The 21947-nt window shown below is 40.9% G+C and carries 23 protein-coding genes; 16 read left to right on the top strand and 7 right to left on the bottom strand.

From position 1 onward, the window contains the following. Positions 1-18: 18 nt before the first annotated feature. Both NH454_RS10945 and NH454_RS10940 read right to left on the bottom strand, forming a co-directional pair. On the bottom strand, positions 19-792 hold the full coding sequence (locus NH454_RS10945) for an amidohydrolase (protein ID WP_253039067.1): 774 nt from the start codon (positions 790-792) through the stop codon (positions 19-21). After that, positions 780-1922 (bottom strand): methionine aminotransferase, encoded by a 1143-nt coding sequence (locus tag NH454_RS10940; RefSeq protein ID WP_366030747.1) that lies wholly within the window; start codon positions 1920-1922, stop codon positions 780-782. Before NH454_RS10940 ends, NH454_RS10945 begins: the two co-directional genes overlap by 13 nt. Positions 1923-2021: 99 nt before the next feature. Between NH454_RS10940 and NH454_RS10935 the strand changes: the two genes are divergently transcribed. The 5 genes from NH454_RS10935 (at position 2022) to NH454_RS10915 (ending at position 6459) form a co-directional block, all read left to right on the top strand. Beyond that, entirely contained in the window at positions 2022-2651 is a 630-nt protein-coding gene (locus NH454_RS10935; protein ID WP_253039066.1) for a methylthioribulose 1-phosphate dehydratase, read from the top strand. Further along, positions 2648-3334 carry an acireductone synthase gene (gene mtnC / locus NH454_RS10930; protein ID WP_253039065.1) on the top strand — a complete coding sequence of 229 codons (687 nt, stop codon included), beginning with the start codon at positions 2648-2650 and terminating at the stop codon, positions 3332-3334. Before NH454_RS10935 ends, mtnC begins: the two co-directional genes overlap by 4 nt. Beyond that, positions 3331-3873 carry an acireductone dioxygenase gene (locus NH454_RS10925; protein WP_135922959.1) on the top strand — a complete coding sequence of 181 codons (543 nt, stop codon included), beginning with the start codon at positions 3331-3333 and terminating at the stop codon, positions 3871-3873. Before mtnC ends, NH454_RS10925 begins: the two co-directional genes overlap by 4 nt. A 1-nt stretch (position 3874) precedes the next feature. After that, positions 3875-4216: a gamma-glutamylcyclotransferase family protein gene (locus NH454_RS10920; RefSeq protein ID WP_135922960.1), complete on the top strand. Its 342-nt coding sequence runs from the start codon at positions 3875-3877 to the stop codon at positions 4214-4216. A gap of 95 nt (positions 4217-4311) precedes the next feature. Beyond that, a complete protein-coding gene (locus NH454_RS10915; protein WP_138558432.1) occupies positions 4312-6459 on the top strand; it encodes a winged helix-turn-helix domain-containing protein in 2148 nt (715 codons plus the stop codon). A gap of 5 nt (positions 6460-6464) precedes the next feature. Here the strand turns inward: NH454_RS10915 and mtnA are convergent, their stop codons facing one another. Further along, positions 6465-7490: an S-methyl-5-thioribose-1-phosphate isomerase gene (mtnA, locus tag NH454_RS10910; protein ID WP_253039064.1), complete on the bottom strand. Its 1026-nt coding sequence runs from the start codon at positions 7488-7490 to the stop codon at positions 6465-6467. Positions 7491-7635: 145 nt separating this feature from the next. Between mtnA and mtnK the strand changes: the two genes are divergently transcribed. After that, positions 7636-8853 carry an S-methyl-5-thioribose kinase gene (mtnK, locus tag NH454_RS10905; RefSeq protein ID WP_253039063.1) on the top strand — a complete coding sequence of 406 codons (1218 nt, stop codon included), beginning with the start codon at positions 7636-7638 and terminating at the stop codon, positions 8851-8853. Between the two features lie 34 nt (positions 8854-8887). On the opposite strand, the gene NH454_RS10900 is transcribed toward mtnK, so the two are convergent. After that, positions 8888-10369, bottom strand: coding sequence for an FMN-binding glutamate synthase family protein (locus tag NH454_RS10900; RefSeq protein ID WP_135922964.1), 1482 nt, complete (start codon positions 10367-10369; stop codon positions 8888-8890). 180 nt (positions 10370-10549) lie between these two features. Continuing rightward, positions 10550-11305 carry an SDR family oxidoreductase gene (locus NH454_RS10895; RefSeq protein WP_135922965.1) on the bottom strand — a complete coding sequence of 252 codons (756 nt, stop codon included), beginning with the start codon at positions 11303-11305 and terminating at the stop codon, positions 10550-10552. Positions 11306-11459: 154 nt separating this feature from the next. On the opposite strand from NH454_RS10895, the gene NH454_RS10890 reads away from it, so the two are divergent. Further along, entirely contained in the window at positions 11460-12374 is a 915-nt protein-coding gene (locus NH454_RS10890; protein ID WP_135922966.1) for a LysR family transcriptional regulator, read from the top strand. Here the strand turns inward: NH454_RS10890 and NH454_RS10885 are convergent. Beyond that, positions 12371-12787, bottom strand: coding sequence for a nuclear transport factor 2 family protein (locus tag NH454_RS10885; RefSeq protein ID WP_135922967.1), 417 nt, complete (start codon positions 12785-12787; stop codon positions 12371-12373). The two genes, NH454_RS10890 and NH454_RS10885, sit on opposite strands and share 4 nt — an antisense overlap. A gap of 130 nt (positions 12788-12917) precedes the next feature. Continuing rightward, positions 12918-14696 (bottom strand): DUF885 domain-containing protein, encoded by a 1779-nt coding sequence (locus NH454_RS10880; protein WP_253039062.1) that lies wholly within the window; start codon positions 14694-14696, stop codon positions 12918-12920. A gap of 359 nt (positions 14697-15055) precedes the next feature. Between NH454_RS10880 and NH454_RS10875 the strand changes: the two genes are divergently transcribed. From NH454_RS10875 to NH454_RS10835, 9 genes are all read left to right on the top strand, one after another. Continuing rightward, positions 15056-16042, top strand: a complete 987-nt coding sequence (locus NH454_RS10875; protein ID WP_135926202.1) for a GGDEF domain-containing protein — start codon at positions 15056-15058, stop codon at positions 16040-16042. A 121-nt stretch (positions 16043-16163) separates the two neighbouring features. After that, positions 16164-16919 (top strand): bifunctional demethylmenaquinone methyltransferase/2-methoxy-6-polyprenyl-1,4-benzoquinol methylase UbiE, encoded by a 756-nt coding sequence (ubiE, locus tag NH454_RS10870; RefSeq protein ID WP_135922969.1) that lies wholly within the window; start codon positions 16164-16166, stop codon positions 16917-16919. A gap of 18 nt (positions 16920-16937) precedes the next feature. Then, complete coding sequence (locus tag NH454_RS10865) at positions 16938-17543, top strand: SCP2 sterol-binding domain-containing protein (RefSeq protein WP_253039061.1); 606 nt, start codon at positions 16938-16940, stop codon at positions 17541-17543. Positions 17544-17560: 17 nt separating this feature from the next. Continuing rightward, positions 17561-19162: a ubiquinone biosynthesis regulatory protein kinase UbiB gene (ubiB, locus tag NH454_RS10860; RefSeq protein ID WP_253039059.1), complete on the top strand. Its 1602-nt coding sequence runs from the start codon at positions 17561-17563 to the stop codon at positions 19160-19162. Positions 19163-19239: 77 nt separating this feature from the next. Beyond that, on the top strand, positions 19240-19479 hold the full coding sequence (tatA, locus tag NH454_RS10855; RefSeq protein ID WP_135922972.1) for a twin-arginine translocase TatA/TatE family subunit: 240 nt from the start codon (positions 19240-19242) through the stop codon (positions 19477-19479). Positions 19480-19484: 5 nt separating this feature from the next. Further along, complete coding sequence (gene tatB, locus NH454_RS10850; protein WP_135922973.1) at positions 19485-19817, top strand: Sec-independent protein translocase protein TatB; 333 nt, start codon at positions 19485-19487, stop codon at positions 19815-19817. A 50-nt stretch (positions 19818-19867) separates the two neighbouring features. Beyond that, the gene (tatC, locus tag NH454_RS10845; RefSeq protein ID WP_235383734.1) at positions 19868-20608 is read left to right on the top strand and encodes a twin-arginine translocase subunit TatC; all 741 of its coding nucleotides are present in this window, start codon (positions 19868-19870) and stop codon (positions 20606-20608) included. 1 nt (position 20609) lies between these two features. Further along, positions 20610-21164, top strand: a complete 555-nt coding sequence (locus NH454_RS10840; RefSeq protein ID WP_135922975.1) for a hypothetical protein — start codon at positions 20610-20612, stop codon at positions 21162-21164. Beyond that, positions 21164-21946 (top strand): TatD family hydrolase, encoded by a 783-nt coding sequence (locus NH454_RS10835; RefSeq protein ID WP_135922976.1) that lies wholly within the window; start codon positions 21164-21166, stop codon positions 21944-21946. The genes NH454_RS10840 and NH454_RS10835 overlap by 1 nt, the downstream gene beginning before the upstream one ends. Position 21947: the final 1 nt, after the last annotated feature.

The following is a 21947-nucleotide window of genomic DNA, read 5'->3' as shown; positions in this document are numbered from 1 at the left end:
GTAGGCTTCTTCGAGCAATTACAGTAACTGAAATTGATCAGCGTCTAAATGAGCAGGAAAAGCCTTTCTAAAGTCATCTAAAGGTGATTTTTCTAAGCGCTGAATAATGATACCCGATTGGTTATCTTCAAGCGCTGCCAAGGTATCACCTTTAAAATCATATACAGCAGTGCCTCCGCTGTGGGCAACATCATTACCATCAGCGCCAATGCGATTGACGCCTACGACATAACAGAGGTTTTCCATTGCGCGTGCTTTTAACAGGGTATCCCACACATGGCGACGAGCAGCGGGCCAATTAGCTACGTTTATCATCACATCATAGTCGTTGCAATTACGCTGAAATACAGGAAAGCGAAGGTCGTAACACACTTGCGGTAAAATGCGAAAATCATTAATAGTGAATATCTCGCGCTGTGTACCCGCTGCAACAAAATTGCCTTCATTACCTAAACAGAATAAATGGCGTTTGTCGTAATACTTTACTTCGCCGTTTGGCCAAGCCCAATAAAAGCGATTGGCCTTTTTATCACCTTTTGCGACTAAAACAGAGCCTGCAACCACAGCATTTTTTTGCTTAGCTGTAGCTTTTAACCAGCTAAGTACCTCGCCTTGCTCAGGCTCACTGCAATCTAGATTAATCGCAAAACCAGTAGCAAATGTTTCTGGCAAGACAATTAAATCAACTTGCTCGTTTAAACTGTCAAGCTGCTCAGTAAAGTGCGCAAGATTAGCGTTTTTATCAAGCCAGTGCAGTGAGGACTGCACTAAAGCTAAGGTTAAAGTTGACATAAAATCTCCGCGGCGCGTTTTAATGTGTCATCATTTTTTGCAAAACATAAACGAATCACTTTGTCACTGCTTACGCTGTTGTAAAACACACTAAGCGGCACAGCTGCAACACCTGCTTGCTCTACCAGCCAATGGCAAAACTCAACATCATCAAGATCAGATACATCACTATAATCGAGCAATAAGAAGTAGGTGCCTTCACTTGGTAATATTTTAAAGCGACTGTGTGCTAGTGCTTCGCTAAGTAAATCGCGTTTTTGTTGATAAAAATGACTCAGTTCATCAACATGCTCAGGCTCTAACTCAAGCATATCGGCTAGTGCATGCTGGGCAGGCGTAAAGCTTGAAAAAGTCACGTATTGGTGAATTTTACGAAACTCCACCATTAGCTGAGCAGGCGCAACACAGTAACCCATCTTCCAGCCAGTGCTGTGAAAGGTTTTGCCAAAGCTTGAGATCACAAAACTGCGTGCAAATAACTCAGGGTCGGTCAACGCACTTAAATGCAAAGCACCATCAAAGGTAATGTGCTCATACACTTCATCGCTGATTACATATAAATCATGCTTAGCAACAAGCGCTTTAAGGGCGTTAATATCTTCTGTTTTAAAGATTTTCCCGCTTGGGTTATGTGGCGTATTGATTATAACTACACGCGTTTTGTCTGTAATGACATCGGCTACGGCTTGCCAATCAATTTTGTAATCTGGCGCATGCAAGGCAACGTGAACTGAGCGACCACCGGCAAGTTCGATTGCTGGCTGGTACGAATCATAAGCGGGGTCAAACACCACAACTTCGTCACCCTCTTTGACAAGTGCTTGAATCGCCACGAACAATGCCTCTGTTGCTCCTGAAGTGACAGTAACTTGTTGCTCATAATTTATGTTGTTATGGTATTTTCTAGCAATCAGTGCGGCTATTTGCTGCTGCAGCCTTGCAACACCACTTGAAGGTGCATATTGATTTACCCCCTCAAGTACATAATGATTAAGCTGTTTTTTTAGCAATTCAGGTGCATCAAACTCAGGAAAACCCTGAGATAAGTTAAGCGCTTGGTATTTATTTGCCAGAGCGGTCATTTGACTAAAAATGCTGGTGCCTAAATTCGGCAATTTACTTTCAAACACAGAGGTTCCTTAAAGATGGTTTTGCGCCCGAAGCGATGCTATCATTGCTTAAAACAGATGTATAGCCGTCTAAATAACTTTTAGAATGTCGAGGAATATATGCATAACAATACCGCTATTTCAGAACTAATTGAAGCCGGTAAATGGGTAAGTCAACGCGGTTGGGTCCCTGCTACTGGTGGTAACTTTTCAGCCCGCACAGCAAGTGGCTATGTTGTCACAGCAAGTGGCTTCGATAAAGGCCAACTCGGCACTCATGCGTTTATTGAATTTGATCATGAAGGTAATCGCACTAAGGGCTCAGGTAATCCTTCAGCCGAAACTGAGCTGCATCTAAATATGTATAAGCTGATCCCATCAGCAAACTATGTCTTACACACTCATTCGGTAGCGGCAACCGTGTTATCGCGTGTTATTAAAGGCCATACTATCAACTTACACGGCTACGAAATGCAAAAGTCTTTAAGTGGTGTTAAATCGCATTTAGATACGCTAAGTATTCCTATTTTTGATAACGACCAAGACATCGACCGTTTAAGTTTACTTGTCAGTGATCATCACCTTCACACCCCTATTGAGCATGCCGTATTAATCCGCGGCCACGGTTTATACGTGGTTGGTCGCGATATCAAAGAAGTACTGCGTCATTTAGAAGGCTTAGAGTTTTTGTTTAGCTGTGAACTTGAGCGCTTAAAACTAGAAAGCATTCAAGCTGGAGTTCAGCCATGATCAAAGCGATTTTAACCGATATTGAAGGCACAATTACCCGCATTTCTTTTGTCAAAGACGTCTTATTCCCTTACGCTGCAGGGCAATTACCCGAGTTTGTAAAGTCACATCAAACAGACCCAGAAGTTGCAGCCCAAATTGATGCTGTTAAAGCACATATTGAACAACCAGAAGCCGATATTGACACGGTTATTAAGCATTTAATTCATTGGATAGAAACGGACCAAAAAATTACTCCACTTAAGCAATTGCAAGGATTAATTTGGCAAACTGGCTACGAAAATGGTGATTTTACTGGCCACCTTTACCCTGATGCTTATGACTTTTTACAAGCCCAAAAACAAGCGGGCAAAAGTCTCTATGTGTACTCATCTGGCTCAGTAAAAGCCCAACACCTGATTTTTGAGTTTTCTGATTATGGTGATGTGAGACCTTTATTCAGTGGTTACTTCGATACTAAAGTAGGCGCAAAACAACAGCAAAGCTCTTATGAGAATATTATTGCTGAACTGCCTTTTGACGCTGAAGAGGTGCTATTTTTAAGCGATGTTGAAGCAGAGCTTGATGCTGCAAAAGCGGCAGGTCTGCGAACGCTTCACCTTATTCGAGATGGCCAAGAAGCAAGTTATATCCACCCATATATTAACGATTTCACAGCATTCAGCGCGGAGCTTTTAGTATGAGTCAATTAACTATTTTTAATGATACAAACGCAGATAACATACTGTTTCATAGTGAAGATTTAAGCGCTATTGCTAGAGAGCTTAATGCGGTTGGCGTTCGCTTTGAGCAATGGCAAGCAACGGCACAGATTGATCAAGACACCAGTCATGACGCTATTTTAACTGCCTATGCTAACGATATAGAACGCCTTAAGGCTGAAGGTGGCTATCAAACAGTGGATGTTATTTCGCTTGCAAAAGGGAACCCAAATGCCAGCGAATTACGCAGCAAGTTCTTATTTGAACATACTCATAGTGAAGATGAAGTGCGCTTTTTTGTGAAAGGCCAAGGTTTATTTTGCCTACACTTGGGCGATAAAGTGTATCAAGTTCTTTGCCAACAAGGCGACCTGATTTCAGTACCTGAGCTTACACCACATTGGTTTGATATGGGCAGTGATCCTGAATTCACAGCAATTCGCTTATTCAATAATACCGAAGGCTGGGTCGCGCAAAGTACTGAGTCTGATATTGCTAACAACTTTCCCCTTTTGGATTAATATGGAAAAGCTATTTTCGTACGGTACCTTGCAGTACCCACAAGTTCAGTTAGATACCTTCGGGCGCTTGCTCGAAGGTCAACCAGCCACGCTGACAGGGTATGTAGTTGGCGAAGTAGAGATCACCGACGAGGCCGTACTTAAAAGCAGTGGGCAACGTTTTCATCCTGCATTATTAAAAACAGGTAATGAAAGCGACTCTGTGAGCGGCACAATCTACTTAATTACAGAGCAAGAGCTTGCACAAGCAGATAAATACGAAGTGGACGACTATCAACGCATTGCAGAAAAATTCCTCTGCCATACTAATGCGTGGGTATATGTTGCAAAAAATAGTCTTTAATTTACAAAAATAAAACAAAAAAACCCAATTACAGTACAACTTCTGTTATTATCGACCCCATTAATAAGTACTAATTATTTGCTAAAGGACTAAAAATGGGGTCGGCACTTTCACCCTTACGCGATAATGTTATTTTTGTTGGCGAATGGCAACTTAATATAAAACAGCAAACTATCAGTGACGGTGTTCACACCCGCGAATTAGAACCTTTGCTTTTTAAATTGCTCTGCTTTTTTATTGAAAATAACGAGCGAATAATTACTCGCCAAGAACTGGTTGAAAATATTTGGCAACAAAGTTTTGTTGATGACAATGCTATAAACCGAGCTATCTCTGAACTAAGAAAAGTACTCAAATCAGAGAAACAGCCAGGTCAAACCATTAAAACCCATTATCGTAAAGGCTACAGCTTATTCATTGCAGTGCGACCTCTTGAGCAGGCACCTATTGCTGAACCAGTAGTAGTGGCAAATGAAGAAACAAAACCTCACCTAAGCACTAACACCATCAGCGAGAAAAACACTCACTCATCGCGCTGGCCATGGCCTTTTGTTGCCTTAGTATTAAGTTTATTGATTGCTGCTACTTGGTTGTATATACAACAGCCCCAAGCCAATGTCGAAACCCAAGAGCAAGTACCATTTTTAGATCTTCAAGCCGAAACCATTACTTGGCATAAAGGCACGCACTATCGGTTATTGCTAAGCCAAGACAAAACGAAACTAGCTTACATACTGCAAAATGATAAGAAACACCTTTATGTTGTCGACTTAACAACTAAACGAGAGTACCAGATTGCATCAGGGGAGCTATTTTTACAAGGTTGGTCTGAAGACGGTGAACGCTTATTTTATGGTTCATGTGAAGGGGATGATTACAACGATTGTATTACTTGGCAAGCGAGTAACCTGCTATCTAACGAAGCACTAATAAAGCCTCGAACAAATCAATCTGTACTAAACCGCACCCCAAGCCAATACATGGAAGTCGGCAATGTGGCAATTACAAGGCGTAATAATTACCGTGGTTTAACTCACCTATATGCTTTGTATGCACAAGATTTAAAAACCGGTGAAGAGATTCGCATTACCTCACCTAATATTACAGGCACGGGTGACTTTATATTAACGACGATTCAAAACCCTAGCCGCATTATTTTTGAACGCCATAATGTTGCCCAAGCAGAAATTTACATGGCTAATTTAGACGGCAGCTCACTAAAGCTATTAACAACTAACAATTACCGCTCTTGGGCTGCGACTTACGATGAGCAAAGCAACTCGCTTGTTTGGTATAACCGCGGTAAATTGACGATTGAATCATTTTCGTTTGATACCATGAGCCGTGGGCAACCTATTAAAGCACCAGTAAAACGAGCCAATTACGCTTACCCTCTTAATAAACATAGCGTGCTAATTAGCACAGATATACACGACAGTGATGCAGCTTTATTTGACTTAAAATCAAAACAAATGAGTTATATTGCGACTGCAAATAAGCATGAGGATGACTTAGTTGCATTAACTAATAATGATGTGTATTTCGCTGACTTTGAATACTACAAACGCCAACACTGGCTTCGAAAAGACAACCAATATATCGATATAACCGATAAACTTGGTGAAGATACTGCGATTATTGCTGCGAATAGTAGCAGTAGTAAGCTTGTTAGCTTTAATAAAACCAATCAGCAATTAACGCTACTAAATGCGAATGATTTTTCAGAAATTAAGCATTGGACACTACCAGGGAACACTAAACTGGCAGCTGTCAGAGGTAATAAGATTGCCGTTATTTATACCGAGCTTAGTAGCCTGCAAAACCAAATAATGATTTTGCATACTAACAGCGATGAAGTTGTCAAAAGTACCATCGACACCCCTTTGGCAATTGCTTGGTATGACGAAACTCAGCTAATAGTGCATTCTAAATATGAAAAATACCTGCTTTTAGATAGTGACAGCAATACTTACAGTGAACTAACAACGCCAGATAAGTTAACCGAGCTGAAGCCTTCAATTATCTCAATGACAAGCAACCAACACAGCTTGTATATTGCCACGGAAACTGAAGTGTATAGCATTAAATTAGCAAACCTGCAGGATGTCGAATTAGCTCTGCAAATGCAGCCTTTGCACTTTATTAGCCAGCTCAATGCAAGTAATGACAAGCTCGCAATTTCATTCTTAACAGCAAATAGTCAAAACAGCATTGAGCTTTACACAGAAAAAAGCGCTGAATAAATCCGCTATTTTAACTGCTTTAAAATACCTTGCTCGATATCTGCTTGGTTATAAACTCCGGTATCGAGCACCCAACCTGTTACTAAGTTAGCAGGTGTTACATCAAACGCTGGGTTATAAACCTGTGCATTAGTCGGTGCCCACATTGCTTCACCAAAACTACCACTAACACCGCGCACTTCATTTACACTACGCTGCTCAATTTCAATGTCATTACCACATGTCGTTTGCGTATCAAGCGTAGTTAATGGCGCAACAACATAAAATGGAATGTTATGAAAATGCGCTAATACAGCAAGATTATAAGTGCCCACTTTGTTAGCAAAATCACCGTTTGCAGCAATGCGATCAGCGCCTACAAAAATCTTATCAACCTTACCTGCCGCCATTAAGCTAGCTGCCATGTTATCGCAAATCAAAGTATAAGGAATTTGCCAACGCTCAAGTTCAAAGGCAGTTAAACGGCCACCTTGCAGTAATGGTCTAGTCTCATCAACCCAAACATGAATATCACCATAGCGTTGCTGCGCTTTATAAATCACTCCTAATGCAGTACCCACACCTGCTGTTGCTAATGCGCCAGTATTGCAATGAGTTAAAATATTGTCGCCTTTGGCAACCAAAGCCGCCCCACGTTCAGCCATACTATCGCAAAGTGCAATATCTTCTTTAAACAACTTCTCAGCGGTAGAGACAACAGCAGCAACAAAGTCGCTCTCAGTCAACGCTTCGCGTAACTTGGCCATACAGTGCATTAGATTAACAGCTGTTGGACGGGTTGCTTCTAGCTCATCTATGGCGATAGCGAGTGAGGCTTGGCTCATGCCCTGCTCTGCTAAATGTGCAACGAGTAAACTAGCGCCTAAACCTATTAACGGTGCACCACGAATTTTCAGTGTCAAAATTAAATCTTTCATCGTTTCAACATCATTGCACACATGCCAATGCTGTTGATGTGGCAACAAATACTGGTCAAGTACAGTTAGCGTACCTTGCTGATATTTAATACTACTCGCGATGAGATCTTGCATACTGAATCCGAATAAATAATGAAAAACTAATTTTATTGAATGGTTATTTTACATCAGTTTTGACAACTAACAAGCTAGATGTATGGACATCTAAATGGTTACAAGTATAGAATGCTTAAAGTTTATTGTTTTATGAGATAGAGCCATGGCTGATTACACCGCCTTCACTTCAGAGCATGCTGTTGATTACATTAAAGAACTTGTTAAAAGTGAACTGATTTCAGTTTTCCCTGCTGATGCAATACTGACTGCATACGAGTTTGGAGACGGAAACTTAAATCTGGTTTTTCGTGTAACGGATCAACACAATAATAGTGTTATTTTAAAACAAGCCCTTCCCTATGCTCGTTGCGTAGGCGAATCATGGCCATTATCACTTGATCGCGCACGCATAGAAGCTGATGTGCTCATTAATCACGGTGCCTTATGCCCAGAACATACTGTCGCTATTTTGCACCATAATGCAGAACTTGCCTTAACAGTGCTGGAAGATTTAGGGCATTTGCAGATTTTACGAGGCGCGCAAATCAACGCAGAGCAATTTCCGCTACTGGCAAGTCATGTCGCACTGTATTTGAGTCGTACTGGTTTTTATAACTCAGACTTCTATTTATCTGCTGAAGATAAAAAAGCCAAAGTGAGTCAGTTTATCAACCCTGATTTATGTAAGATCACTGAAGATTTATTCTTTACTGACCCTTACATTGAGCATGAGCGCAATAATTTCCCTGCTGAGCTTAATGAGCACGTCGAAAGCATTCGCAATAATGACGCTTTAAAACTAGCCGCAGCCAAATTAAAAGCTAAATTCTTATCTTGTCCGCAAACTTTATTACACGGTGATATGCATAGCGGCAGTATTTTTGTCGATACAAACACCACCAAAATGATCGACCCAGAGTTCGGATTTTTTGGCCCTGTTGGTTTCGATATCGGCTCTTTTATGGGCAATTTATTGCTTAATTACTGCGCACAAAATGGCCGTATTACAAATCAGGCAGCACGCCGTCAATATCAAACCCACCTTCTAACTTGCTTGCAGGATTGTTACAGCCAATTTGAACAACATTGGCTAACCCTAGCAAGTAACGAAGCAACAGATATTAGCTTTGCAAACCGCGCTTTTACGGAAGATTATTTACAACAAGTATTACACGATGCGATTGGTTACTGTGGCGCTGAGCTTATTCGCCGCACCATAGGTTTAGCCCATGTTGCCGATATCGATGGCATTGACGATGTAGGCGCTCGCCTTGCTGTGCAACAACAAACGCTGGTACTCGGAGAGCAATTAATGCTTAACGCGACAAGCTGCAATAATAAAGATGAGTTTTTCTCTTTACTGGTTAGCTTGCTAAACTAAAAACAAAGGCGCTAAACGCGCCTTTCTAAATACTTTACTGATAATGCTCGTACATTTTATCTAGCGGCTCAGACAAGCCATTTTCTTGCACTACGCGCACATGATGACGAGCCAATTCTCTGGCACTGGATACACCACATGAATGGGCAATCAAACCTGCCCCATAATGAATATATTTATTATAGTTAGCAACACGCTGAGCCTTGTCTGTGACATCTAAACCTCGTTGTAAGCGCTCATTGTGGGTCGTAATACCTGTAGGACAAGTATCTTTATTACATTGTAGAGCTTGAATACAGCCAAGCGAGAACATGTGACCACGAGCCGAAACAATAAAGTCAGCACCCAGCGCTAATGCCCAAGCAACTTTTGATGGCACAATTAACTTACCCGATGCGATAACCTTTACACGCTCTCTTAGACCATGTTTTTTCAAAAGGTCTACAACAAGAGGTAAGCTTTCACGCAGCGGTAAACCGACAGAGTCCATTAACGGCTGAGGCGCTGCGCCCGTTCCACCGTCGGCACTATCGATCGTGATAAAATCAGGCGCTGATTCAATGCCTCGATTATTAATTTCACTGAACAAGGTTTCAAGCCAAGTGTATTCACCAATCACTGCTTTAAAACCTGTTGGTTTACCTGTTGTTTCTCGAACTGTCGAAATCATATCGAGTAAGTGGGCTGGTTCTTTTATTTCTGGATGGCCATTAGGGCTAATCGAGTCATGCCCTTCGGGGATCCCCCGAATTTTGGCGATTTCAGCGGTTACTTTGCGCCCAGGCAACATACCGCCTTTGCCCGGTTTTGCGCCTTGGCTCATTTTAATTTCGAACATCTTAACTTGTTCATGCTCGGCAATTGCTTTTAGTTTTTCTAAACTTAGCTTACCTTGCTCATCACGCACACCATATTTTGCCGTACCAATCTGAAATACAATATCAGCCCCCCCTTCGAGATGATAAGGACTCAGTCCACCTTCCCCCGTATTCATCCAACAACCGGCTAATTTTGCACCTCGTGATAAAGCACGCACAGCGGGTTTTGATAAAGCGCCAAAACTCATGCCCGAAATATTGAATAATGCATTGGTAGAATAGGGCTTCTCACAGTATGGACCTAAGGTGACATAACTTGGCTCTAACGCCTCTTCATCCAGTTTTGGGAAGGCGCAGTTCATAAACATCACAGTCCCTGTGGCTTCTAGGCTTTGTGTTGAACCAAACGCAGTAGTGCGATCAACATTTTTTGCTGCACGATAAACCCAGCTTCGCTCTGCGCGGTTAAATGGTAACTCTTCCCTATCCATAGCAAAGAAGTACTGACGAAAGAATTCACCTTGGCGTTCAAAGAAATAGCGAAAACGTCCTATCACCGGGTAATTACGGCGAATCGCCTGCTTAGATTGCGTCACATCACTAATGTAAAAGCACACAATCACCAGTAATCCGATCCCTAGTGCAAAAATAAATAAACTGGCAAATACATCGATACTAAAAATTATAAAATCACTCATCCAAGGCCCCTTTGTGAAATGACATCTTTCAAAGCATATAAGGTGTTTATATTACGTGCAATAAGCACTTCATATATTTAAGGTTTCGCTACTCGCAGGATAAGTATTTACTAAATAGAAGTGATAAGAGTATTGAATTCAAAAAGTAGGTATGCCGAAGTTTAAGGCATACCTAACCAATTAGCGTGTTGTATACCCACCGTTAGCAAAAATAGTTTGTCCAGTGATCCACCAACCATCGGTTGCCAAAAATGTAACGATCGGTACGATATCTTCAATTTGTGTTAATTGATTTCCCATTGCTTGGGACTTGTGGAATGCAACACGTTCTGGCGTTTCTTCACCATAAAAGAAAGGCGTATCCATTGGGCCAGGGCCAATACCTGTTACCGAAATCCCACGACCAGAGAACTCTTTTGCTGCAGCTCGAGTAAAGTGCTCAACAGGCGCCTTGCCACCGGCATACGTTGAATACCCATCTGTAAAAGCGGCGAGTAATGAGGTGACTATTGTGATGATTTTACCGTTGTTATTTAACTGCTTACCTGCTTCCTTAATGAAAAAATAAGCTGTTTTAGAGTTGATATCAAACATTGCATCATATTCAGCTTCTGTCGTTTCTGTAATCGGCTTTCTAAGTACCTTGCCAACGGTATTTACCGCAATATCAATACCACCATAAGTAGACTTAGCGAAGTCAAAAAGCGCCGTTACATTATCTGGCTTAGACAGATCACCTTGAAACGTCACCGCATCACCTCCTGCCGCTAAAATCGCACCAACAGTAGCCTCAGCTTCCGCTTTCGAAGAGTCACTATGATAGTGTGCAACAATTTTTGCTCCCTCTTTGGCGAACTCTTGACTGATCAAGCCACCTAGGTTTTTGCCACCGCCAGCAACAACCACCACTTTACCTTGAACATCATGCTTTGACATTCCTATCTCCTTTAAGTAATTCATATAAAAGTCAGAAAGTAACCTAAATTGGATTAGGCGTACCTATTCTCAATTCATTACTTTATCCAATTGAATAAAGTGCGGGAATTGGGTGAATATGCAATTACTGATTGTCAAAAATGCAATTAACTAAATGCACGATGCTAAGTCACTGTTTATTCGAGTTGTAGAAGCCGGTAGCATTAAGAGCGCCGCAATACAATTGGGGGTAGAATCTTCCTCTATCAGCCGTAAAATTGCCGCATTAGAGAAGCAATTAGGGGTAAAATTACTTAATCGTTCAACTATTCGTACTACTCCCACAGAGCAAGGACAAACTTATTATGAACGACTAAAAGATATCCTTGATGCTCAACAAGCATTAGACGAAGAAATCTCGAATAGTATAAATAAAGTAAATGGGACTTTAAGAATCGGAGCGCCCGTCGACTTTGGATCGCAATTTGTCGTCCCAGTTTGTAGGGCAATGCAAAAGCAATACCCTGACTTGAATTTTGAATTATTCCTTGGTAGTGATTTCGAGAACTTATTTAGCAATAAAATTGACGTTGCGGTTAGAATTGGTGAGTTAGCCAACTCGCAGCTTATTGCCAGAAAACTTGGAGAAATCCCCAGAGTTCTGGTTGCGAGCCAGCAGTATTTAGAGAAATTTGGTATACCATTGAATCCAATGGATCTTGAACAACACAATTTTATTTTTTATTCGCAGAAACAAGCAAAAAGCGATATTGAATACCTTAATTTTACTCGTTTTCCACATATTAAAATGCACAGTAATTTTACAGTTAATAGTGCGTCTGCGGTGAGAGACCTAGTCATAAATGGCGCAGGTATTCACCTTGGACCACTTTGGTTTTTCTCAGAGGCTATCCACAAAAGACAGCTCACTCCTCTGCTAACAGATTATCAGTTAAAAAGTTACTCATCACATGCAGTGTATAAAAAGCAACCTTACACACCACAAAAAATTAAGGTGTTTATTGATAAAATGAAAGAGGCCGTTAGCACATTACACAACTCAAGTTTCAACACTAAGATTACTAGTTAATCGTACCGCATTGTCCAGCTAACAATCTTACCCTGCTCTACCACCAATAAAAAATTTGCAGGGCTGGAGTAACCATCATTGTTTTTATAAGTACCAGTGACAACGACTTGATTACCTGACACTTTTAATGCAGTTTCAATTACTTGGCCATGAACATTAATAATGTCTGATTCAAGCCAGCTTTTGAATCTATCACCACTATTTTTACGCTTATACCAACGTTCATACTCTTGGCTTGCATTGTCAGCAAACGCTTCACGAATTTGTTCAGCATTATTATCTTGCATTGCTTTGAGTAATTCAGCTACGGCGTCTTTTGGTGTAAGCACTTCATGTGAGATAGCTGAATTTTGAAAAATGAATACCGCTATTAAACATATAAATAACCGGCGAGTCTTTAGAATAATGTCCATTTAGCTTTCTCTTATGGGTTGATTAAAAAATAATACCCAAAGAGAAACAGCAAAGGCGTTAAGATAATTCGTATTTTATAAAATGAGTTACATTAAAAAGGCGTGATGTAAATCACGCCTTTCTCATCTGCTATGCTGCTCGTTTGGCTAATTCAGCTTTAATGTAAAGTTGAATTTGCTCTTCGAGCACTGACATTGGCACTGAGCCATGTCGTAATATTTGATGGTGAAATTCACGAATATCGAAATCTTGACCAAGTGCTTGCTCAGCTTCGTGGCGTAAACGTTTAATGGTTAGCTCACCAATTTTGTATGACAACGCTTGTGCAGGCCATGAAATATAACGGTCAGTTTCGGTCTTCACGTTATGCAATGAAAGCGCGGTGTTTTCGCTCATAAACTGCATTGCGCGTTCGCGGCTCCAGCCATACATATGCATACCTGTATCAACCACTAAACGTGCTGCACGCCACATTTCATAAGTCAAACGACCAAAATCACTGTATGGGTCTTGATAAAAGCCCGCTTCGATACCTAAAAACTCCGAATATAGGCCCCAACCTTCACCAAATGCCGACAAATATGCATTACGGCGATAACTTGGCAATGACTCAAGCTCAGCATTAAGTGAAATTTGTAAATGATGCCCTGGTACAGCTTCGTGCAAAGTTAATGCTTCAAGTACATACAACGGGCGCTTATCTAACGCATAGGTATTAACCCAGTAGTAACCTGCTTGGTCATCACGACGAGACCCAGAGTAACGCCCCGTTGTATATTTTGGAGCTATGCTCGCTGGCACCGGTGCAACACCATACGGCATTCTCGGCAAGGTGTGGAACAACTTAGGTAACTGCGCATCCATTTTCTTGGCAATGTAAGACGCTTCTTTTAGTAGCTCTTCAGGTGTTTTTGCGTAAAATTGCGGATCAGTACGTAAAAAGTGGACAAAATCAGCAAACGAGCCTTCAAAGCCTACTTGCTCAATAATTTTTTCCATTTCTGCACGAATACGCGCGACTTCTTGTAAACCCAACTCATGAATTTCTTTTGGCGTCATATCTGTGGTGGTGTAGTACCTTGCGCGATTTTCGTAAAACGCTTTACCGTTTGGCGTACTTGAAATACCAATTTCTGTACGTGCACCCGGTTGATATTCATTATTAAAGAAGGTTAAGTAACCTTGATAAGCTGGAATAACCTGCTCTTTAATAATGGTTTGCGCTTGCTTTTGTAGAGCTGCAAATTCGCTATCGCTCAGGCCCGCAGTGTTATTTAAAAATGGTTTGTAGAATTCAGACTTAGTAGCATCATCAACAATATAAGCCGTGATTGAGTCTTGATAGCCTTCTAACACAGCTTTAGGTTGAGTTAGCCCCACCTCAAGCCCTTTGCGCATCCAACCGATATTTTGTGTGAAATAGCGGGGAATTTGCTGCAATTTTGCAAGATAAAGCTGGTAATCTTTTGCTTTAGTGTAATCTGAGCTGGAAATCATAAATGATAAGCTAGAGTGAAAACCGTACTCAGAAGTCAGCGGCATATAGTGCGCATTAAACACATATTCATCGACACTATTTTGCACTTGGCCACGCAAAATAGTCAGGTTAATGCGATTTTCTTCCGATAATTTATTACGGTCGATAGCGTCTAGCTCGGCAAGTAATTGAGTATTCTTTTTGTACTTTTTCTCTAAAAATTCAGCCGACAAGTTTTCCAGTAAATAACCGTCAACGCCATTTTCCTTTCCATAAGGGCTAATACTTTGACGATAGTTAACAATTTCTTCTGCAACTTGATTAAACTGCTGATCAGCGTCAATTTTGGTAACCTGACAGGCACTTAAAGTGCAAGCTAACGCAACAGCAATTAGCGATCGATTTACAGTTTGCGATAATGAGTGTTTCATAACTTTCTTATTCGTTTTGATCTGTGCAGCTAAATTAGCTCAGCTCAGATTAAAACCCAAGCAAATGCGACCAAGCTCAGATTAATTACGCTCAAATAAACGCCCAACAAACGCAACGAATGAACAAGCTTTAAACAATTTATGCTTATACATGGCAAAGTTGTAGAGAAAATCAGCTAATAGACCCAAACAAAACAAATTTAAGTTCCAAATTTGGCAATTTTGCTTTTAAATAGACTGATTAAAGATTACTGTAGACTCAGTATTTATGCTTGGAAGCAAATGCACTTTAGGGACAAGATGATTAATTAGTTGATATGCGTATTTAGTGGTATTGAAAAATGATGTTCCATGATTCCATGGCTATTGCTCAAGAAAAAATGACGAAGGTATGTATCTTTTTAGAACATCATTCATTACCGCCGTCACCACTTAACTACCACGTCGTTTATACCTATGTCAGCCAAGCTAACCAAAAACTCAATACCGCAATAGACCGTGCTATTGCTCAAAAGAAAACAATCGACAGCGTTTACGTAGAACAACTGTATTTCGATTTTATGGAACAAGGCTATAAAATGAATACAGCAATTGTTCGTAATGTCGACTCCGTTATAAACTCATTATCTCGTAATGCGAATACGAATGAGCAAAACATGATCCGCTTTGCTGATCAAGTTACTGATTGCGTGCATGCCATAGATGAAAACAACCTAGAGCAAACTCGCCACGCACTGAAAATGCTTAGCAAGCAGTCTGAAGTATTACTAAATCAGCACCGACAATTTAAACAAGAAATCGCAAAAGCTAAATCACTCCAAGAAAAAACCCAAAAACAGCTCACTCAACTTCGTAAACAACACATCACTGATCCACAAACCGGATTATATAAACGCCATTACTTAAATCAGCAAACGCAATTATGGATTGGGCAAAACAAGGCGGTGTGTGCCATATCAATTCAAATTGAAAACCTTGATCACTTTATAAGCAACTATGGTGATGTGATTGGTGAAGTGATTTTGAGTAAAGTTGCCAAACAAGTTCAAAAATATGTATTAGAGAGCGGTTTACCGGGTCGTACTGGTAAAGATGAATTTACTATCCTTCTTGCTGACATTGAGCCTGAAACAGCAAATTTAATCGCTGAAAAAGTACGTAATGGTGTTGAAAAGCTGCGTTTTGTTAGTTCAAAAAATGGCACCAAATTACCTGCTATCACGCTCGCTTTGGGTATAGCAAAGCACGAAGAAGGTAATGATTTTAATTACCTAGCACGAAAAGCCTCATTAGCAGCAGCAAAAGCAAAATCATTGGGTCAGAGTAGCTATATTGCAGGTCAATAACATCTAATCCTGTTCTAAGTCATTAAATACAACGCTAATCTGATGATTTAGTTATAATCAAATTGCACCCCATAGCTACAATCAAGTACACTAGTCTTTATTGCCACGATAGAGATTAATCATGAACGAGAATCAAGAAAAGACCACGCATTTTGGCTATAAAACCGTTGCTGAAAACGACAAAGCATCGATGGTTGCTGATGTATTTCACTCAGTCGCAGCAAAATATGACGTTATGAATGACTTAATGTCATTCGGTATTCATCGTTTATGGAAACGCCAAACTATTGCAAGTTCAGGTGTTCGTAAAGGCCACTACGTATTAGACCTTGCAGGCGGTACTGGCGATTTAACCGCTAAATTTAGTCAGTTAGTTGGCGAAACCGGTCAAGTTATCTTAGGCGATATTAACTCTTCAATGCTCAAAGTTGGTCGCGAAAAACTTCGCAACTTAGGTCGCGTAGGCAATATTGAATACGTGCAAATGAATGCAGAAGCATTGCCATTTCCAGATAATAGCTTTGACTTAATCACGATTGCATTTGGGCTACGTAATGTCACCGATAAAGATAAAGCATTACGTTCAATGTACCGCATCCTTAAGCCTGGCGGTCGCTTGCTAGTGCTTGAGTTTTCTAAGCCTGAGCATGAAGTGCTGAGCAAAGCGTATGACTTTTACTCATTCAATATCTTACCTAAAATGGGTGAACTGGTAGCGAATGACAGCGAATCTTATCAGTATCTTGCTGAATCAATCCGTATGCACCCAGATCAAGAAACGTTAAAGGCTATGATGGAAGATGCCGGCTTTGAACAAACCACTTATCAAAATCTAACGGGTGGTATTGTTGCTTTACACCGTGGTTTTAAATATTAAACCTAAGCAGGTAATGTGATGTTAGCTAACGCTCTGTTGTCACTTGTAGAACGCATTATTAATCATGTGTTGCAATTAGATCCCGCTGTTAAAAACAAGCTTGCCAGCATTGCTGACAAGCAACTTTTAATTGAAATACGCGATTGGCAACAGTCCATTTTGTGCGTTTACAGCGACGAGCAAATTCACTTATACAGTACGCAAGAGCGCAGTTTTGACTGCATGATTAGCGCCGATATCAACACCTTGTTGGCCCTTAAAGATCCATCAATGCTTACCCAGCTAATTCGCCAAGATAAACTCGATTTACAAGGCGATTTAAATCTTGCGCAAGGCTTTAGCAATGCGTTTGCAGAGCTTAATATTGACTGGCCTGAACACTTTTCTCGTTATATTGGCGATGCCCCAGCGCAGCAACTATGGCTCTCTTTACAAGCCTTAAAACACCGTGGGCTACAAACAAAAAGTAAGCTAGAAAATACCTTAACAGCGCTTTGCCAAGATGAGCTAGCGGTGACGATTCACCCACTAGAACTTGCTGAATTCAAACAGCAAAATCGCCAATTAAAAAGCCAAGTATCTCAATTAGAGATGCGAATTAACGCGCTGTTACAGTCACGCTAATGCGCTAAGGAACTTGTGTGTCGTCTGCTCGTCTTTATTGCATCACAAAAACGCTACTGAGCTATGGCTTAGACGAATTAATTCCGCGAAAAAGAGTGCCTTGGTTTGCAAAGCTCGCCCGTGGCAGCTTATTTTGGTTACGTAACCAGCATAAAGATAAACCTGCTGGTATGCGCCTTCGACTTGCTTTGCAAGAACTTGGCCCGGTGTGGATCAAGTTTGGGCAAATGCTATCGACACGCCGTGATTTACTCCCTCATGATGTCGCGTTAGAGCTTGCATTACTTCAAGATCAGGTTGAACCATTTGAAGGTGAGCTTGCTCAGCAACTTATCGAAAAAGCACTGGGTATCAATGATATCAGTGAGTTGTTTAGTGACTTTTCGCAAACACCTCTGGCATCAGCTTCGATTGCTCAAGTTCACACAGCAACCTTAATTGATGAGCATGGCGCACCTCAAGATGTTGTCATTAAGGTCATTCGCCCAAATATTAAAGAGCAAATTGATGCCGACTTAATGCTAATGCAAAAAGTCGCACGCTTAGTTGCTAAATTATTAAAAGAAGCAAAACGTTTGCGCCCTATCGAGGTCGTAAACGAATACAAAAAAACCTTGCTGGATGAGCTCGACTTAATGCGCGAGGGGGCGAATGCGATTCAGCTACGCCGTAACTTTGAAGATTCTGAATCACTCTACATTCCTTTTGTTTACAGCGATTTTAGCCGTAATAACGTATTAGTTATGGAGCGTATTTACGGTATTCCGGTGTCAGATACCGACGCACTGCTTGCACAAAATACCAATATGCAGCTGCTGGCTGAACGCGGTGTCGAAGTGTTTTTCACGCAAGTTTTCCGTGACAGTTTTTTCCATGCAGATATGCACCCGGGTAATATCTTCGTGTCTCGTGAAAACCCACACAACCCAAAATACATCGGCATTGATTGCGGTATTGTAGGCACCCTTAATCGCGAAGATAAGCGTTATTTAGCAGAAAACTTTATTGCCTTTTTCAATCGTGATTACCGCCAAGTAGCGCAACTGCACGTTGATTCTGGCTGGGTACCCGCCGATACCAGCATTGAAGAGTTTGAATTTGCGATTCGTACCGTATGTGAGCCAATTTTCAATAAACCACTGGCAGAAATTTCTTTTGGTCATGTGTTAGTCAACCTGTTTAATACGGCTCGTCGCTTTAATATGCAGGTTCAACCACAATTAGTGTTACTACAAAAGACGCTGTTGTATGTTGAAGGCCTTGGCAGACAACTGTATCCGCAGCTTGATTTATGGAAAACCGCTAAACCTTTTCTAGAAGATTGGGTCAAAGAACAAGTTGGTCCGCTTGCTGTAATGAAAAAAATGTATGCGAATTTGCCATTTTGGGCAGAAAAAATGCCCGAATTACCAGATTTAATTTATCAAAACTTAAAACGTCAACAACAACCTGTACAATTGCCAGCACCGCAATCAGCTAAGCCTTTGTTACTAAGTATCTTTGCTGGTAGCTGTTTGATTGTTTCAGGCTTATGTTATTTACAGCATGACCTAGTCGCCAGTGCAATTACGGCAGGCCTTGCTGTAGCAGGCTTTATTGCAGCATGGCGTAGCGCATAAACTAAGTGCTATTTATGTTTTGGTGAGTATAATCGAAACAAGTCTATTCAATAAATTTGATAAAAACGGAGTAACCCATGGGTTTTGGTGGTATCAGTATTTGGCAATTAATCATTATTTTGGCAATCATCGTGTTGCTATTTGGCACAAAAAAACTTCGTGGCATCGGCGGTGATTTAGGTAGCGCAGTAAAGGGCTTTAAAAAAGCGGTGTCTGATGATGACCAAGCTAACGCTAAAAGCGAGAAAATAGAACAAGCTTCTAACACGCAAAGCAAAGAAACCGTAGAGAAAAGCAAAGACGACCATAAGGCTTAATCAACATGGGGATGTGGGAACTTGTTGTCGTACTGATCGTGGGTCTAATTGTATTAGGCCCTGAGCGTTTGCCTGTGGCAATTCGTACAGTAAGCCGCTGGATAAAAACGTTAAAGTCAGTCGCCAACTCAGTGAAAGCTGAAGTGAACGAAGAACTCCGTATCCATGAGCTTCACGAAAATTTAAAAAAAGCAGAGCAACAAAACTTGCAAGAACTGTCACCAGAGCTGCAAGACTCTGTAAACGAACTTCAAAAGGCTGCTCAGTCAGTCACCCACAGTTACAAAAAAGACACGCCTGAAAAAGCAGAAACTAATAATAATGACGAAAAAAAGTGAATTTAAACTCTGTTTTTGTGGTCAATAACAACGATGATGAATAGTAAACTATGACCGAGCAAGCTCACACAGGCTTTGTTGGCCACTTAATTGAGTTACGAAATCGACTCATGAAAGCTTTGTTAAGCATTTTGATTATATTTATTAGCTTGGTGTACTTTGCCAACGATATTTATGATTTTATTGCAGCACCACTTATTGCAAATTTGCCTAGCACTGCCACCATGATCGCAACGGATGTTACATCTCCCTTTATTGCACCGTTTAAACTTACTTTATTTGTGGCGTTATTTGCTGCTATTCCTATGATACTGCATCAAGTTTGGAGTTTTATAGCACCAGGCTTGTATCAACATGAAAAGCGTATGCTCATGCCTATTTTGGCCTCTAGCATCTTGCTATTTTATAGTGGTATCGCATTTTGCTACTTTGTGGTGTTACCGATTATTTTAGGGTTTTTCACTAGTACTGGCCCTGATATGATTACATTAGCGCCTGATATTAGTAGCTATTTAAGTTTTGCTTTAAAACTGTTTTTTGCTTTTGGTATTGCGTTTGAAATACCTGTTGCCATCATGCTGTTATGCTGGAGTGGCGCAACAACAACGAAAAGTTTAAAAGAAAAACGGCCTTATATCGTGGTAGGTGTATTTGTGATTGCTATGTTCTTAACACCACCCGATGTATTGTCACAAACATTACTAGCATTACCTATGCTGTTACTATTTGAATTAGGCTTAATTTTGGCTGCATTTTATACCGCCAAACCTCAACAGGAATCAGAGGAATAAAATGAAAAAACAACTCATCCCTTTCGTCGCTCTTCTAACAATTGCTGGTACTGCCCAAGCAAACGAGGTTAACTTACAGGCATTACAAGCCTGTACTTTTGTTGAAAACGACTTTAACCGTTTACTTTGTTACGACAATGTAATGGCAGGTAAGTCGCTATCTAAGCCGGTAAAAAAGCAACAAATTGAGCAGCCTAAAATGAGCTCTGCCGCTAGTGCAGCTACCACTGCGACTACTGAGGCCGCAGCAACAGTTGCAACTAAACAAAGCGAGCAAATTGTAAAAACAAAAAATGAAGACTTTGGTTTAGAACATAAAGAAGTTGCAAAAGTAAACGATGATCAAATTAACGCCATCGTTAAAAGCGTAAAAACAGCGCCTTATGGCGAGCTAATCATCGAACTTGAAAATGGTCAACAATGGCGTCAAATCGGCTCTGATAAAATAAAACTGAAAGTTAATGAAACTGTAATTATTGAGCGTGGTGTCTTCAATTCATTCTTATTAAGGATTGAAGGTCAAAACCGCTCGATTCGCGTTAAACGAACAGATTAATGAACATTCAACTGGTTGATGCAGGTGTCAACCTTAGCAATCATCAGTTTGATGACCGTCACCAAGAAGTGTTACAACGTGCAAGCGATGCCGGTGTAACACAAATGCTATTGATTGGCTGCGATTTACAAAGCAGCCAAGCTTCTCTGAGCCTTGCTAAGCAATTTTCGCAGCTTAGCACAGCAGGAGTTCACCCCCACGATGCAAAAACCGCAGATGATCGGCTGGAAGAGCAGTTAATTTCCCTTAGTCAACATAATGAAGTTGTGGCTATAGGTGAGTGTGGCCTTGATTATAATCGTGATTTCTCTCCTCGAGATATTCAACGCAATGTATTTAGGCGACAACTTCAACTGGCTGAGCAGCTAGATATGCCGGTATACCTGCATGAGCGAGATGCCAGTGAAGATATGCTTGCAATCTTGAACGAACATAAGGTCCGAGGCGTACTACACTGCTTTACAGGTGATGAAACTGCATTACAGAATTACCTAGCGTTGGGGCTTTATATTGGTGTTACGGGTTGGGTCTGTGATGAACGAAGAGGCGAGCAATTACAGGCACTCATTCCTGCTATTCCTCTCGAACGATTACTGATAGAAACAGACTCCCCTTTCTTAATACCTCGAAATATCAGACCAAAGCCTAAGTCGCGCCGCAATGAGCCTCAGAACCTTCCTTATATATGTCAGCAAATTGCTGATTTAAAAGGCTGTGAATTTACTGATGTCGCAAAACACACTACACTAAACTTTCAGCAATTATTTACCACTAAGGGTTAAG

The organism is Pseudoalteromonas sp. Ps84H-4, from assembly GCF_024124645.1.
GTDB lineage: Bacteria > Pseudomonadota > Gammaproteobacteria > Enterobacterales > Alteromonadaceae > Pseudoalteromonas > Pseudoalteromonas lipolytica_C.
This window is presented reverse-complemented; position numbering and strand designations above follow the sequence as displayed.

Coding starts and splice junctions, on each gene's coding strand:
- mtnC (WP_253039065.1), top strand. CDS start 2,648: ATGATCAAAGCGATTTTAACCGATATTGAAGGCACAATTACCCGCATT.
- NH454_RS10840 (WP_135922975.1), top strand. CDS start 20,610: ATGAAAAAACAACTCATCCCTTTCGTCGCTCTTCTAACAATTGCTGGT.
- NH454_RS10890 (WP_135922966.1), top strand. CDS start 11,460: ATGCACGATGCTAAGTCACTGTTTATTCGAGTTGTAGAAGCCGGTAGC.
- NH454_RS10935 (WP_253039066.1), top strand. CDS start 2,022: ATGCATAACAATACCGCTATTTCAGAACTAATTGAAGCCGGTAAATGG.
- NH454_RS10925 (WP_135922959.1), top strand. CDS start 3,331: ATGAGTCAATTAACTATTTTTAATGATACAAACGCAGATAACATACTG.
- NH454_RS10865 (WP_253039061.1), top strand. CDS start 16,938: ATGTTAGCTAACGCTCTGTTGTCACTTGTAGAACGCATTATTAATCAT.
- NH454_RS10885 (WP_135922967.1), bottom strand. CDS start 12,787: ATGGACATTATTCTAAAGACTCGCCGGTTATTTATATGTTTAATAGCG.
- tatC (WP_235383734.1), top strand. CDS start 19,868: ATGACCGAGCAAGCTCACACAGGCTTTGTTGGCCACTTAATTGAGTTA.
- NH454_RS10875 (WP_135926202.1), top strand. CDS start 15,056: ATGGCTATTGCTCAAGAAAAAATGACGAAGGTATGTATCTTTTTAGAA.
- NH454_RS10835 (WP_135922976.1), top strand. CDS start 21,164: ATGAACATTCAACTGGTTGATGCAGGTGTCAACCTTAGCAATCATCAG.
- ubiE (WP_135922969.1), top strand. CDS start 16,164: ATGAACGAGAATCAAGAAAAGACCACGCATTTTGGCTATAAAACCGTT.
- NH454_RS10915 (WP_138558432.1), top strand. CDS start 4,312: ATGGGGTCGGCACTTTCACCCTTACGCGATAATGTTATTTTTGTTGGC.
- mtnK (WP_253039063.1), top strand. CDS start 7,636: ATGGCTGATTACACCGCCTTCACTTCAGAGCATGCTGTTGATTACATT.
- tatA (WP_135922972.1), top strand. CDS start 19,240: ATGGGTTTTGGTGGTATCAGTATTTGGCAATTAATCATTATTTTGGCA.
- NH454_RS10880 (WP_253039062.1), bottom strand. CDS start 14,696: ATGAAACACTCATTATCGCAAACTGTAAATCGATCGCTAATTGCTGTT.
- mtnA (WP_253039064.1), bottom strand. CDS start 7,490: ATGCAAGATCTCATCGCGAGTAGTATTAAATATCAGCAAGGTACGCTA.
- NH454_RS10895 (WP_135922965.1), bottom strand. CDS start 11,305: ATGTCAAAGCATGATGTTCAAGGTAAAGTGGTGGTTGTTGCTGGCGGT.
- tatB (WP_135922973.1), top strand. CDS start 19,485: ATGGGGATGTGGGAACTTGTTGTCGTACTGATCGTGGGTCTAATTGTA.
- NH454_RS10945 (WP_253039067.1), bottom strand. CDS start 792: ATGTCAACTTTAACCTTAGCTTTAGTGCAGTCCTCACTGCACTGGCTT.
- NH454_RS10900 (WP_135922964.1), bottom strand. CDS start 10,369: ATGAGTGATTTTATAATTTTTAGTATCGATGTATTTGCCAGTTTATTT.
- NH454_RS10920 (WP_135922960.1), top strand. CDS start 3,875: ATGGAAAAGCTATTTTCGTACGGTACCTTGCAGTACCCACAAGTTCAG.